This window comes from Phytohabitans maris (genome assembly GCF_031085175.1).
GTDB lineage: Bacteria > Actinomycetota > Actinomycetes > Mycobacteriales > Micromonosporaceae > Phytohabitans > Phytohabitans maris.
Map to the genome: position 1 here is coordinate 34,333 of NZ_JAVHUY010000016.1, position 13,520 is coordinate 47,852.

At 71.5% G+C, this 13,520-nt stretch carries 10 protein-coding genes and 1 pseudogene; 9 read left to right on the plus strand and 2 right to left on the minus strand.

The window, feature by feature from the left end; genetic code table 11:
* Positions 1 to 347 precede the first annotated feature (347 nt).
* The 4 genes from RB614_RS18285 (at position 348) to RB614_RS18300 (ending at position 3,218) form a co-directional block, all read left to right on the plus strand.
* Complete coding sequence (locus RB614_RS18285; protein WP_308713740.1) at positions 348 to 854, plus strand: class III extradiol ring-cleavage dioxygenase family protein; 507 nt, start codon at positions 348 to 350, stop codon at positions 852 to 854.
* Positions 836 to 1,819, plus strand: coding sequence for a tRNA (adenosine(37)-N6)-dimethylallyltransferase MiaA (miaA, locus tag RB614_RS18290; RefSeq protein WP_428983038.1), 984 nt, complete (start codon positions 836 to 838; stop codon positions 1,817 to 1,819). The genes RB614_RS18285 and miaA overlap by 19 nt, the downstream gene beginning before the upstream one ends.
* A gap of 8 nt (positions 1,820 to 1,827) precedes the next feature.
* A complete protein-coding gene (gene dapF / locus RB614_RS18295) occupies positions 1,828 to 2,604 on the plus strand; it encodes a diaminopimelate epimerase (RefSeq protein ID WP_308713741.1) in 777 nt (258 codons plus the stop codon).
* Between the two features lie 86 nt (positions 2,605 to 2,690).
* Positions 2,691 to 3,218 carry a hypothetical protein gene (locus RB614_RS18300; RefSeq protein ID WP_308713742.1) on the plus strand — a complete coding sequence of 176 codons (528 nt, stop codon included), beginning with the start codon at positions 2,691 to 2,693 and terminating at the stop codon, positions 3,216 to 3,218.
* A gap of 96 nt (positions 3,219 to 3,314) precedes the next feature.
* On the opposite strand, the pseudogene RB614_RS18305 reads toward RB614_RS18300, so the two are convergent.
* Positions 3,315 to 4,709, minus strand: a pseudogene (locus RB614_RS18305) (NAD-dependent malic enzyme); the annotation flags it as partial.
* Between the two features lie 204 nt (positions 4,710 to 4,913).
* Here RB614_RS18305 and hflX point away from each other — a divergent pair.
* Complete coding sequence (hflX, locus tag RB614_RS18310; protein WP_308713743.1) at positions 4,914 to 6,323, plus strand: GTPase HflX; 1,410 nt, start codon at positions 4,914 to 4,916, stop codon at positions 6,321 to 6,323.
* 50 nt (positions 6,324 to 6,373) lie between these two features.
* The gene (locus RB614_RS18315; protein WP_308713744.1) at positions 6,374 to 7,900 is read left to right on the plus strand and encodes a hypothetical protein; all 1,527 of its coding nucleotides are present in this window, start codon (positions 6,374 to 6,376) and stop codon (positions 7,898 to 7,900) included.
* Between the two features lie 37 nt (positions 7,901 to 7,937).
* Here the strand turns inward: RB614_RS18315 and lexA are convergent, their stop codons facing one another.
* Positions 7,938 to 8,615, minus strand: a complete 678-nt coding sequence (gene lexA, locus RB614_RS18320) for a transcriptional repressor LexA (RefSeq protein WP_308713885.1) — start codon at positions 8,613 to 8,615, stop codon at positions 7,938 to 7,940.
* Between the two features lie 421 nt (positions 8,616 to 9,036).
* On the opposite strand from lexA, the gene RB614_RS18325 reads away from it, so the two are divergent.
* The 3 genes from RB614_RS18325 (at position 9,037) to RB614_RS18335 (ending at position 13,493) form a co-directional block, all read left to right on the plus strand.
* Complete coding sequence (locus tag RB614_RS18325; protein ID WP_308713745.1) at positions 9,037 to 9,486, plus strand: LysM peptidoglycan-binding domain-containing protein; 450 nt, start codon at positions 9,037 to 9,039, stop codon at positions 9,484 to 9,486.
* A 586-nt stretch (positions 9,487 to 10,072) separates the two neighbouring features.
* A complete protein-coding gene (gene nrdR / locus RB614_RS18330) occupies positions 10,073 to 10,597 on the plus strand; it encodes a transcriptional regulator NrdR (RefSeq protein WP_308713886.1) in 525 nt (174 codons plus the stop codon).
* A gap of 55 nt (positions 10,598 to 10,652) precedes the next feature.
* Entirely contained in the window at positions 10,653 to 13,493 is a 2,841-nt protein-coding gene (locus tag RB614_RS18335; RefSeq protein ID WP_308713746.1) for a vitamin B12-dependent ribonucleotide reductase, read from the plus strand.
* The last annotated feature ends 27 nt before the right edge of the window (positions 13,494 to 13,520 follow it).

Here is a 13,520-nt window from a genome sequence, read left to right on the forward strand (position 1 = left end):
TACCGCCACAGCGCAGTATGTTTGCAGCGGAGTATCTCCCGGCATTGTCACAGGTCCCACCCGGTCCGCGTCGAGCGCTAAACGTTGACCGTGACCATACGGTGTCCTTGGTTGGCTTGCGCACGACACAGTTGGGTCGCCGCTACCGTGTGACCGTGCCATTGGTCGCCGCAGCGGTCTGTCCGCATCCGCCCATGATCGTCCCAGAGATCGCGAGCGGTGCGGCTCACGAACTGGACCCACTGCGCACCGCCTGTGCCGTGGCGGTGCGCCGGCTCGCCGCATCCGGCGCCCGGTCCCTGGTGGTCGTGGGTTGCGATTCATTGACGGTTGACTATAACTTCCCGGTGCGTGCCTCGTTTTCGCGATGGGGCCTGCCCGAGCCACCGGGTGAGCCGCCATCGTTGCCGCTCAGCCTGTCGGTTGCGGCGTGGCTGATCAATCGGGCGTTCGTCCCGGTTCTGCCGGTCACTACGCGTTTCGTCGCGATTGCGGAAAGCGCCTCGGCCGAGGAGTGCGCGGCGTTCGCCCGCCGCCTGGAGCCCGAGGGACCCTGGGCGCTGCTCGCCATGGGGGACGGCTCGGCCCGCCGGGGGACCGCCGCACCGGGGTACGACGACCCGCGCGCGCTCCCGTACGACGAGGCGGTCGAACGGGCCCTGGCCACCGCGGACCTGGACGCCCTCCGCGGCCTCGACCCGGCCCTCTCCGCGGAGCTGATGGCCGCCGGGCGGGCGCCGTGGCAGGTGCTGGCGGCGGCCGCGGCGGGCGGTGAGTGGCGCGCGACCGTGGAGTATTCCGGCGCGCCCTACGGCGTGGCGTACTTCGTGGCGAGTTGGGAGCGGCAGCGGTGAGCGCGGGCGGTGAGCTGCGGCGGCCCGGACCTGTGGGCGGACGCCCGCCCGCGGTCGCGAGCGACAGGCAGGCGGAGCGCGTCGTGGCGGTGGTGGGGCCGACCGCCGCGGGCAAGTCGGCGCTCGGCGTCGCGCTCGCCCACGCGCTCGGCGGCGAGGTGGTCAACGCCGACTCCATGCAGCTCTACCGGGGGATGGACATCGGCACCGCCAAGCTCACGCCGGCCGAGCGGGAGGGCGTGCCACACCACGCGCTGGACATCTGGGACGTGACCGAGCCGGCGAGCGTCGCGGCGTACCAGGAGGTGGCTCGCGCGGCCGTCGACGCCGTACGGGCCCGCGGCCGGGTGCCGATCCTGGTCGGCGGCTCCGGGCTGTACGTGCGGGCGGTGCTGGAGGAGTTCGAGTTTCCGGGCACCGACGCCGGGCTCCGCGCCGAGCTCGAGGCCGCGCTGGCCGCCGAGGGGCCGGCCCCGCTGTACGAGCGGCTGCGCGCCGCCGACCCCGCCGCGGCCGCCAAGATCCTGCCCACGAACGGGCGGCGGATCGTGCGGGCGCTGGAGGTGATCGCGCTGACCGGGGCGCCGTTCACCGCCGCGCTGCCGGCCGCCCCCAAGCCGTACTACGACGCGGTGCAGATCGGCGTCGACCGCCCCGACCTGGCGACCCGGGTGGCCGAGCGGGTGGACGTGATGTTCGCCGCGGGGCTGGTCGCGGAGACCGCCGCCCTCGCCGCGCGCGGCCTGCGCGAGGGTCGGACGGCCAGCCGCGCGCTCGGGTACCAGCAGGTGCTCGCCCACCTGGCCGGCGACCTCTCGCTGGACGAGGCCCGGGAGGAGACCGTGCGGGCCACCCGCCGATTCGTGCGGCGGCAGCGCACCTGGTTTCGCCGGGACACCCGGATCGCCTGGCTGGACGCCACCCGCCCGGACCTCGCCGAGGCCGCCCTGGCGATCCTGGGATGATGGGTGGCGTGCGATTCCTGAAGGGCCATGGCACCGGCAACGACTTCGTGATCCTGCCGGAGGGGACGCCTGAGCTCACGCCCGACTTCGTGGCGGCGGTGTGCGACCGGCGGCGCGGCATCGGCGGCGACGGCGTGCTGCGCGTCGCCCGCTCCTCGCTGCCCGGCGTCGACTGGTTCATGGACTACTGGAACTCCGACGGTTCGCTCGCCGAGATGTGCGGCAACGGCGTCCGCGTCTTCGCCCGCTATCTGGCCGCCGCCGGCCTCGCGGCCGGCACGGTCCCGATCGAGACCCGGGCCGGCGTCGTGCGCGCGGTGATCGGCGACGAGACCATCAGCGTCGACATGGGCTTCCCCAAGGTGTACGGCGACAGCAGCGCCCGGGTCGGCGGCCTTGAGCTGCCCGGCGTGGCGGTCGACTGCGGCAACCCCCACCTGGTCTGCGCGCTGCCCGCGTCGGTGCCCCTGGAGTCGCTCGACCTGCACCTGCCGCCCGGGCACGACGAGGAGTTCTACCCGGCCGGGGTCAACGTCGAGTTCTACGTGCCGGTGGACGACCTGCACGTCCGCATGCGGGTCCACGAGCGCGGCTCGGGCGAGACCCTCTCCTGCGGCACCGGCGCGGTGGCCGTGGCGGTGGTGGCGCTGGCCGCGGCGGGGCGGGAGACCGGCGCCGTGACGGTCGACGTACCGGGTGGGCGGCTCACCGTGACCCTCGACGGCGCCGAGTGCCACCTGGCCGGACCGGCGGTGATCGTGGCTTCCGGAGAGCTTTCGCGCTGACCCCTTGATCGATGATGGTCCAGGTGTCAGACTGCACGCTTGGGAACGCTCCCACTAACCCTGATCTATCTCGTGGAGGTCGACCGATGCGCTGGACCAGCGGTGTGCTGCTCGGTGTCGCGGTGCTGGCGTTCGCCACCGGCTGCAACGGTCCGCAGGGCGACAACGCCGGCCCGCCCGGCGGCATCCCGTCCCCGCCGACGCCCGCCCCGGTGGAGGGCACGCCGGTGCCCAACGGTCCGAACGTGCAGGAGGCGCTCGACGTGGCCAACAAGCAGTTCTCGCTGCTGGCCGGGGGGAATTGGGCGGACGCCTGGGGACAGTGGACGGAGGCGGCCAAGAAAGAGGTCGCCCAGAAGGACTTCGAGAAGGTCAACGCGACCTGCCCGGTCCAAAAAGGACTGAAGATCGAGCTTCAGGACGTACGCCCGGTGAGCATGGAGCTGGTCGAGCTCACCTGGCGCCAGGGCGACAAGGTGGGGCACAGCGCGCTACGCCTGACCGGCGGCAAATGGCTCTACGAACCGGCCGGCGAGACCCTGGCCGAATACTCCTCCGGCCCCGACACCGCAATAAAGAACCGCAAGTCGTCCAACCAGTGCCCCGCACCGTGAGCCCACCCCCAGTCAGGGTTGATCAGGGAGCTGGTGCGGCGACCCGCCGCGCGACCCGCCCACCAACTCCCTGATCGACGGCGGGGGTCAACCGCGCGGCGGGGAGGCGGCCTCGCGGACGGCGGCGGCCACGGCGGGCGCGACGCGGGAGTCGAAGACGCTCGGCACGATCACGCTCGGGTTGATCTTTTCCTCGCCCACCACGTCGGCGATCGCCCGGGCCGCCGCCAGCGCCATCTCGTCGGTGAACTCCTCGGCGTGCGCGTCCAGCATGCCGCGGAAGACACCGGGGAACGCCAGCACGTTGTTGATCTGGTTGGGCTGGTCGGAACGGCCGGTCGCCACCACCGCCGCGTGCTTGCGGGCCTCCCGCGGGTCGACCTCGGGGTCCGGGTTGGCCAGCGCGAAGACGATCGCGTTCGGCGCCATGCCCGCGATGTCGTCGCCGGTCAGCAGGTTGGGCGCGCTCACCCCGATGAAGACGTCAGCGCCCCGGATCGCGCCGGCGAGGTCACCGGCGTACCCGCTGGTGTTGGTGTGCTCGGCCAGCCACTGCCAGGACGAGCTGAGGTCGGTCATGCCACGGTGCAGGGCGCCCTTCCGGTCGTACGCGATGATGTCGCCCACGCCCTGACGCAGCAGCAGCTTCATGATGGCCGTACCCGCGGCTCCGGCCCCGGAGACGACCACCCGCACGTCGGCGAGCTGCTTGCCCACGACGCGCAGCGCGTTGGTGAGCGCGGCCAGGACGCAGATCGCGGTGCCGTGCTGGTCGTCGTGGAAGACCGGGATGTCCAGCTCCTGCCGCAGCCGCTCCTCGATCTCGAAGCACCGTGGCGCGGCGATGTCCTCCAGGTTGATCCCCCCGTACGCCGGCGCGATCGCCTTCACGATCCGGACGATCTCGTCGGTGTCCGTGGTGTCGAGCACGACCGGCCACGCGTCCACGCCGCCGAACCGCTTGAAGAGCGCAGCCTTCCCCTCCATCACGGGCAGCGCGGCGGCCGGGCCGATGTTGCCCAGGCCGAGCACGGCGGTGCCGTCGGTGACCACGGCCACGGTGTTGCGCTTGATGGTGAGGCGGCGGGCGTCGGCCGGGTTTTCCGCGATCGCGAGGCAGACCCGGGCCACCCCCGGCGTGTACGCGCGGGAGAGCTCGTCGCGGTTGCGGAGCGCCACCTTCGAGTTGACCTCGATCTTGCCGCCCAGGTGGAGCAGGAACGTGCGGTCGGAGACCTTGTGCACCTCGACCCCGGGCAGTACCTCGAGCGCCTTGACCACCTGGTCGGCGTGACCCGAGTCGGCGGTGTCGCAGGTGATGTCGACGGTCACCCGGACGTGGTCGGAGTCGACCACGTCGAGGGCGGTGACGACCGCGCCGGCCTCACCGACGCACATCGTCAACCGTCCGATCGCCGACGCGTCGGCGGTGACGCTCACCCGGATGGTGATGGAGAAGCCGGCGCTGGGCAGGCGCGTGGAGGTCGGCACTGGGATGTCCCTTTCTGGCTTTTCTGCGCTGGTCGCCGCGTCGCGCTGGCGCGACGCGGCGACCAGCGCGCACCAGAGCGGATACTGAACGGTCAAGCCATTTCTACTCCGCGTGCGGGTGGGTACTTAACCCAGGTGCGTTCGGGCGATGAGCGTGACACCATTGAAGGCCGGACCAAACGGGCACTGACCAGGGAGACCAGCTTGCAGGACGTCGTTCTCACCAGCGAAGACGCCACGACGGGTGAGCTGGAGCTCGAGGACCGAAACGCACTGCGCCGAGTCGCCGGCCTCTCGACCGAGCTGGCCGACGTCACCGAGGTGGAGTACCGGCAGCTGCGCCTCGAGCGCGTGGTGCTGGTGGGGGTCTGGACCGAGGGCACGGTCACCGACGCGGAAAACTCCCTGACCGAGCTCGCCGCGCTGGCCGAGACCGCCGGCTCCCAGGTGCTCGAAGGGGTGATCCAGCGGCGCGGCCGCCCCGACCCCGCCACCTACATCGGGCGAGGCAAGGTCGACGAGCTGGGCTCGGTGGTCCAGTCGAGCGGCGCCGACACGGTGATCTGCGACGGCGAGCTCTCCCCGTCGCAGCTGCGCAACCTGGAGCAGCGCACCAAGGTAAAGGTGATCGACCGCACCGCGCTGATCCTCGACATCTTCGCCCAGCACGCCAAGAGCAAGGAGGGCAAGGCGCAGGTCGAGCTCGCCCAGCTGGAGTACTTCCTGCCTCGCCTGCGCGGTTGGGGTGAGGCGCTCTCCCGCCAGACCGGTGGTAGCGGGCGGGGCGGGGGCGCCGGGGGCGGCGTGGGCCTGCGCGGTCCCGGTGAGACCAAGCTCGAGACCGACCGCCGCCGCATCCGCACCCGCATCGCGCGGCTGCGCCGCGAGATCAAGGGTATGCGGACCATCCGCCAGACCATGCGCGCCAGCCGCGCGCGTAACAGCATCCCCGCGGTCGCCATCGCCGGATATACGAACGCGGGCAAGTCGAGCCTGCTCAACCGGCTGACCGGCGCGGGTGTGCTGGTCGAGGACGCGCTCTTCGCCACCCTCGACCCCACCACCCGGCGGGCCGAGACGCCTGACGGGCGGATCTACACGCTCTCCGACACGGTCGGGTTCGTCCGGCACCTGCCGCACCAGATCGTCGAGGCGTTCCGCTCCACGCTCGAAGAGGTGGCCGAGGCCGACCTGGTCGTGCACGTGGTCGACGGGGCACACCCCGACCCCGAGGAGCAGGTGCGGGCGGTGCGCGAGGTGCTCGCCGAGGTGGGCGCCGACGCGCTGCCCGAGCTGCTCGCGGTCAACAAGGTCGACGCGGCCGACGAGGAGACCCTGCTGCGGCTCAAGCGCGCGTGGCCGGAGGCGGTCTTCGTCTCCGCCCGCACCGGGCAGGGGATCGACGACCTTCGCGCCGCGGTCGAGGCGCGGCTGCCGGTGCCGGCGGTGGAGCTGGCGGTCGTCGTGCCGTACGACCGGGGCGAGCTCGTCTCCCGCATCCATCGACGGGGTGAGGTGCTCTCCGCCAGCCACACCGACCGCGGCACCGAGCTGCGCGTGCGGGTCGACCAGGCATTGGCGGCGGAGTTGGCGCCATTTGCGCACGCGGAGTGACGAAACCTGGCGTTACCCACGGGATGCGTACGGCGTGCGACACTGGCCTGATGCGTCGTTTGGTGTCCTCGGTGGTGGTTGCGCTGGGCCTGGTCGGCACCGGCCTGGCCATCCCGGCGCCCGCTGTGGCGGCCGGTAAGAAGGTCTGCACCATCGAGGACTCCAAGCTCGACGAGCTCTCCGGGCTCGTCTCCACGAGCAGTGGATACATCACGGTCAACGACAGCAGCGAGTCGTCCAACCGCAAGCGCGTCTTCTACCTCGACGGCAAGTGCAACGTCACCAAAAACGTGCAGTACAGCGGCGACGGCCCCCGCGACACCGAAGACCTCGCGGTCTCGCCCGACGGCAAGACGCTCTGGATCGCCGACACGGGCGACAACCCGCAGGCCGCCGAGCGGCGCAGCAGCGTGGCCCTGTGGACCATGCCGATCGGCGGCGGGTCCCGCCCGGTGCTCCACCGCGTGGCGTACCCGGGTGGCAAGCCCCACGACGCCGAGGCACTGCTGGTCGGCCCGGGCAACGCACCGATCATCATCACCAAGACCGGCGGAAAGGCCGAGCTCTACAGCCCCGCCGCCGCCCTCAAGACCGACAACGACACGCCGGTCCCGCTCAAGAAGGTCGGCGAGGTCACCGTGCCGAAGACGGAGACCGACAACCCGTTCGGCGCGGTGGGGCGGCTCACCGTCACCGGCGCGGCCCGCTCGCCCGACGGCAGCCGGGTGGTCCTGCGCACCTACGCCGACGCGTTCGAGTACGACGTGGCGGACGGCGACGTGGTCAAGGCGCTCACCACCGGCGAGCCGCGCTCGACCCCGCTCGACAGCGACCAGTTCGGCGAGGCGATCGCCTACAGCCCGGACGGCAAGACTTTCGTCACCGTCTCCGACCTGGGCAATCTCGGCGACGACGTGAGCAACGACATGTTCCGCTACACCCCCTCGCAGAGCAAGCCCAAGGACCCCGTCGCCGCCGAGCTGCCGGCCGGGGCGAGTGGCGCCGACAGCGGGCGGTCCTGGACCGACGACCTGACGATCGGCCAGATCACCTACATGGTGGGCGCGATCGGCGTGCTTGGCGCGGTCCTGGTGGGCGCCGGCATCTTCGGCATCCTGCGGGCCCGCCGCCGCGCGGCCGCCGAGCCGGCGCCGCTCAAGGGGGGCCTGCGCGACAGCCCGTCCGGCTCGATCGGCCGCACACCGGTGCCCGGCGCCGCGGCCGTGGCGTCCGCGTCGGTCGACAAGGGCTTCGGGTACGACGACGCGAGCTGGGACCGCCGGCCGGGCGGCTACGACGACGGCTACCGCTCGGGCCGCCCCGACGACGACTACCAGCCCGCCGGCACCACGTACGGGTCGGCCCGTCCCGCGTCGTCGGGCGGCGGTGTCTACGGCGGCTCCGGCGGCAAGAGCGGCGGCGGTGTCTACGGCGGCGCCAACGGCGGCAGCGGCAACGTCTACGGCGGTGGCGGGCAGTCCCAGCCGCCGCGCGAGGCCGGCGGCACCTACTCGTCGGGCGGCGTCTACGGCCGTCCACAGGGCGGCGGCACCTACCCGCCCGACGAGGGCTACTGACTGACCCCGCTTCCCCCTTACTTCACGCGGCGCAGGACTACTTCACGCGACGCAGGACGGCCACGACGCGGCCGAGGATCGTGGCGTCGTCACCGGGGATCGGGTCGAAGGCCGGGTTTTGCGGCATCAGCCACACGTGCCCGTCCTTGCGGCGGTACGTCTTCACGGTCGCCTCGCCCTCGATCATCGCGGCCACGATCTCACCCGCGTTGGCCGTGGGCTGCTGGCGCACGACCACCCAGTCGCCGTCGCAGATCGCCGCCTCGACCATCGAGTCGCCCTTGACCTGGAGCATGAAGACCTCGCCCTCGCCGACCAGCTCGCGCGGCAGCGGAAAGACGTCTTCGACCGCCTGCTCGGCGAGGATCGGGCCACCGGCGGCGATGCGGCCCAGCATCGGCACGTACGCCGGGGCGGGGCGGGCGGCCCGCGCGGTCTCGTCGTCGAGCATCTCGCTCGGCGGCCGCACGTCGACGGCGCGCGGCCGGTTGGGGTCGCGGCGCAGGAAGCCCTTTCGCTCCAGCTCCTTCAGCTGGTAGGCCACGCTGGAGGGGGAGACCAGCCCGACCGCCTCGCCGATCTCGCGCACGCTCGGCGGATAGCCGTAGCGCTCCACCCAATCGCGGATGAACTCGAGGATCCGCCGCTGGCGCGCGGTCAGGTCGGCCGTCACCAGGTCGGGGAAGGAGCTGACCACCGGAGTGACGGCGCGCAGCTGGGGCGCGTCGGCGGTCCGGGAACGGGCCGGGCTACGCCGCCGCGTGCCGGCCGCCGCCGTCGCCTTGGCGCTCTTTTGCTGGGTCGGCGCTTGCCGCCCGCCTCGCTCGTCGGTGGGCACGGGTCTGTCCTCCCTGTCGCGGTGGTGCGCGTGGTGCTTTCGCGGTGCGCGGTGGTGCTGGCGGTCTGCTCGTAGCCCCGACCGGCCGCCTCTTTCGTGGGGATAGTGCCGCGGTGCCCCGGATCGGTGGACTCACCGTATCGGCAAGATTGGCCAGTTTCAAACATCTGTACGACCTACGTGTCGGCGTGTCGCGCGTCGCCTCTCGACATCGCACAGATGTTCTGGTAGACCATCGTACGTCCGTTCGATCGAACTGTCGTTCGACCAGGGGTCGGGCCAATCGAGGGGGGCCGGTATGCACGCGATGGAAGCGCGGGTCGCGATGGGTGCGCGCGGTGGGAGCCGCACCCGCACGGTGACGGCCGCGCCAGCCCTGCCCGGCGTGCTGGCGCTGGCGACCGCGGCGGGCGTCGTTCCGCAGCGCTCGGCCCCCCGCCCGCGCGTCGCGCGCCACGCCGGCAAGCCGCGGCTCCGCCTCACCCGCCGGGGCCGCGCGGTCGTGTTCGCGTTCTTCCTCCTGCTCGCCGCGGCCGGCGTCACCCTCGCCGCCACCGCCTCCCGCGCCGCCGACCCGTCCGGCCCACCGCCCACGACCGTGGTGCGGCAGGGCGACACGCTCTGGTCCATCGCCGACCGCCACCACCCGAGGGGCAACCGCCTGGCGGTCATCGAGGAGATCCGCCGGCTCAACTCCCTGGACGACTACACCGTCTACACCGGCCAGGAGCTCAAGCTCCCCAACTGACCGGCCAGCCGCGGTCACCGGTCCGCCCCGACGCCCGTCGTGATCAGGCCGCCGCGCGGGCCGCGAGCCTTCTCTTGACCGGAGCGCATGAGCGCGGATCGGCGCCGCGGCGACCCCCCGCTGGTCGGGGTCGCGAACCGCGGGGGTCGGACGGGCGCGAGGCGAGTGTGCGCGGCGCGGTCCCGCCGTCTCTGTGTCGATCGGGGGAACGGTCGCCGCTGGGCCCGGCCCGGTCTCCTTGCCGACGTGAGCGGCGGATACCCCCGTTCTGCCGGCCGGCCGCTGTCGAGGGCGGGTGACCGGGGTCACCCGTGGGGTGGGGCTGAGATCCACGACACGGCGACACCCAAGCGGCAGGAATGACGTTGAGCTTGCGTCAGAGCGTCCGCTGGCCTAACGTCGAACCCCTAGATGTAGTAGTTACAAGGGTGTAAGTCATCCACAGGTTGGGTTTCGCTCCACACAGCTTTCCCACACGTCATGCACAGCCGTGTCCACAGGTCGTGGCGTTCGGCTGGGCCTCGGCATGCGCGAAAGTTGTCGTAGGGCGGGCATAGCCTGAGGGATGCTGAAGGGAGGTGTGTCGATGCGCTGCCCATATTGTCGGCACGCCGACTCCCGGGTCGTCGACTCGCGTGAGGCCGACGACGGCCAGCTGATCCGCCGCCGCCGGGCTTGTCCCGAGTGTGGCAAGCGGTTCACGACCGTCGAGGAGGCGGTGCTGGCCGTGGTCAAGCGGAGCGGGGTGACCGAGCCGTTCAGCCGGACGAAGATCATTGGTGGCGTGCGCAAGGCGTGCCAGGGTCGTCCGGTCGACGAGGACGCGATCGCGCTCCTCGCGCAGAAGGTCGAGGAGACCGTCCGGGCGCGCGGCGCCGCCGAGATCCCCAGCCACGAGGTCGGCCTGGCCATCCTGGGGCCGCTGCGCGATCTGGACGAGGTGGCCTACCTGCGGTTCGCGAGCGTCTACCGGTCGTTCGAGTCACTGGGCGACTTCGAGCGCGAGATCGCGTCACTCCGCGAAGCGGCGGCGGCGCGGGACGGCGCTGGGCGAGTGGAGGGCGCGAGTCGCCCTCCGGTGCCCGAGCCGGCCGTCGGGCGTACCCAGTAGGGATTTTCGGGTTTTGGTCTTTAAAGGGTTTTGGGTTCCGAGGGGGCAAGTGACTATGTCGGGGGAAGGCGTGAGCGCAGGCAAGGGGCGTGCGACGCGTAGCGCGACCGGGGGGCTGAAGGTCGAGCGGGTGTGGACCACCGAGGGTGTCCACCCGTACGACGAGGTCGCCTGGGAGCGCCGCGACGTCGTGATGACCAACTGGCGGGACGGCTCGATCAACTTCGAGCAGCGGGGCGTGGAGTTCCCGGAGTTCTGGAGCGTCAACGCGGCCAACATCGTGACGACCAAGTACTTCCGCGGCGCGGTCGGGACGCCGCAGCGGGAATGGTCGCTCAAGCAGCTCGTCGACCGGGTGGTCAAGACCTACCGCGCGGCGGGGGAGCAGCACGGCTACTTCGCCACGCCGGCCGACGCCGAGATCTTCGAGCACGAGCTGACCTGGATGCTGCTGCACCAGGTGTTCAGCTTCAACTCGCCGGTCTGGTTCAACGTCGGCACGCCCTCGCCGCAGCAGGTCAGCGCCTGCTTCATCCTCGCCGTCGACGACTCGATGGACTCGATCCTCGACTGGTACAAGGAGGAGGGCCTGATCTTCAAGGGCGGGTCCGGCTCCGGCGTCAACCTCTCCCGCATCCGCTCCTCCAAGGAGCTGCTCTCCAGCGGCGGCACCGCGTCCGGCCCGGTCAGCTTCATGCGCGGCGCCGACGCGAGCGCCGGCACGATCAAGTCGGGCGGCGCCACGCGGCGGGCGGCCAAGATGGTGATCCTCGACGTCGACCACCCGGACATCGAGGAGTTCGTGCAGACCAAGGCGCGCGAGGAAGACAAGATCCGCGCGCTCCGCGACGCCGGCTTCGACATGGACCTGGGCGGCCACGACATCGTGAGCGTCCAGTACCAGAACGCCAACAACTCGGTCCGCGTCTCCGACGAGTTCATGCGGGCGGTCGACGCGCGGGACAGCTTCGCGCTGCGGGCCCGGCTCGACGGCTCGATCGTGGAGAAGATCGACGCGCACGGGCTGTTCCACTCGATCGCCCAGGCGGCGTGGGAGTGCGCCGACCCCGGCCTGCAGTACGACGACACGATCAACGACTGGCACACCTGCCCCGAGACCGGCCGCATCACGGCGTCCAACCCCTGCTCGGAGTACCTGCACCTGGACAACTCCTCGTGCAACCTCGCCTCGCTCAACCTCATGAAGTTCCTCCGCGCCGACGGTGGCTTCGAGGTGGAAAAGTTCGTGAAGTCGGTCGAGTTCGTCATCACCGCGATGGACATCTCGATCTGCTTCGCCGACTTCCCGACCGAGAAGATCGGCATCACCACCCGCGCCTACCGCCAGCTCGGCATCGGGTACGCCAACCTGGGCGCGCTGCTGATGGCCTCCGGCCTGCCCTACGACTCGGACGGGGGCCGCTCGGTCGCCGCCGCGATCACCTCGCTGATGACCGGCACCGCCTACCGCCGTTCGGCCGAGCTCGCCGGCGTGGTGGGTGCCTACGAGGGGTACGCGCGCAACGCCGAGCCGCACAAGCGGGTCATGCGCAAGCACGCCGCCGCCAACGACGAGATCAAGCCGTCGCACCCGGTGGCCACCGCGATCGTCCGCGAGGCGACCAAGCAGTGGACGCAGGGCAACAAGATCGGCGACAAGAACGGCTGGCGCAACTCGCAGGCCTCGGTCCTCGCCCCCACCGGCACGATCGGCCTGATGATGGACTGCGACACCACCGGTGTGGAGCCCGACCTGGCGCTGGTCAAGTTCAAGAAGCTGGTCGGCGGCGGCTCGATGCAGATCGTCAACCAGACGGTGCCGCGGGCGCTGCGCGCGCTCGGCTACCCGGAGGAGCAGGTCGAGGCGATCGTCGAGCACATCTCCGAGCACGGCCACGTGATCGACGCGCCCGGCCTCAAGTCCGAGCACTACGCGGTCTTCGACTGCGCGATGGGTGAGCGTTCGATCGCGCCGATGGGGCACGTGCGGATGATGGCGGCGGTGCAGCCCTTCATCTCCGGCGCCATCTCCAAGACGGTCAACATGCCCGAGTCGGCCACCGTCGAGGACGTCGAGCAGATCTACTACGAGGGCTGGAAGCTCGGCCTCAAGGCGCTCGCCATCTACCGCGACAACTGCAAGGTCGGCCAGCCCCTCTCCGCCGCGTCCTCGTCTTCGTCCAAGGCCGCGGCGCCCGCGGTGGTGACGCCCGAGCCCGTCGTCGAGTACCGCCCGGTGCGCAAGCGGCTGCCGAAGAAGCGCCCCTCGGAGACGGTGTCGTTTTCGGTCGGCGGGGCGGAAGGCTACCTGACCGCCTCCTCGTACCCGGACGACGGCCTCGGCGAGGTCTTCCTCAAGATGTCCAAGCAGGGCTCCACGCTGGCCGGCGTGATGGACGCGTTCTCGGTGGCCATCTCGATCGGCCTGCAGTACGGTGTGCCGCTGGAGACGTTCGTCACCAAGTTCACCAACATGCGGTTCGAGCCGGCGGGCATGACCGACGACCCGGACATCCGCATGGCGGCCTCGGTGATGGACTACATCTTCCGGCGGCTCGCGCTCGACTTCCTGCCGTACGAGCGCCGCGCCGAGCTGGGCATCTTCACCGCCACGGAGCGGGCCGCCCAGGTCGCGGCCGAGTCGGAGGGCACGCTCGACCTGGCCGGCATGGCCCAGTCGGCACCGGTCTCCGCCCCGGTGCCGCCGCCCGCGGCCACCGACGAGCCCGCCGCCGCCAAGCCGGCACCGCACGTGGGTTCGTCGACCGAGCTGCTGGAGGCGGTGATCGGCAAGGCCGCGGACGCGCCGCTCTGCTTCACCTGCGGCACCAAGATGCGCCCGGCGGGCAGCTGCTACGTGTGTGAGGGCTGCGGCTCCACGAGCGGCTGCAGCTGAGGTACGACGGAGACGACCGCCCGAGCC

Bases quoted from the DNA above. Each gene is read 5' to 3' on its own strand.
- RB614_RS18300 (WP_308713742.1), top strand. From the start codon at position 2,691: ATGCGCTGGACCAGCGGTGTGCTGCTCGGTGTCGCGGTGCTGGCGTTC.
- nrdR (WP_308713886.1), top strand. From the start codon at position 10,073: ATGCGCTGCCCATATTGTCGGCACGCCGACTCCCGGGTCGTCGACTCG.
- RB614_RS18335 (WP_308713746.1), top strand. From the start codon at position 10,653: ATGTCGGGGGAAGGCGTGAGCGCAGGCAAGGGGCGTGCGACGCGTAGC.
- RB614_RS18325 (WP_308713745.1), top strand. From the start codon at position 9,037: ATGCACGCGATGGAAGCGCGGGTCGCGATGGGTGCGCGCGGTGGGAGC.
- RB614_RS18315 (WP_308713744.1), top strand. From the start codon at position 6,374: ATGCGTCGTTTGGTGTCCTCGGTGGTGGTTGCGCTGGGCCTGGTCGGC.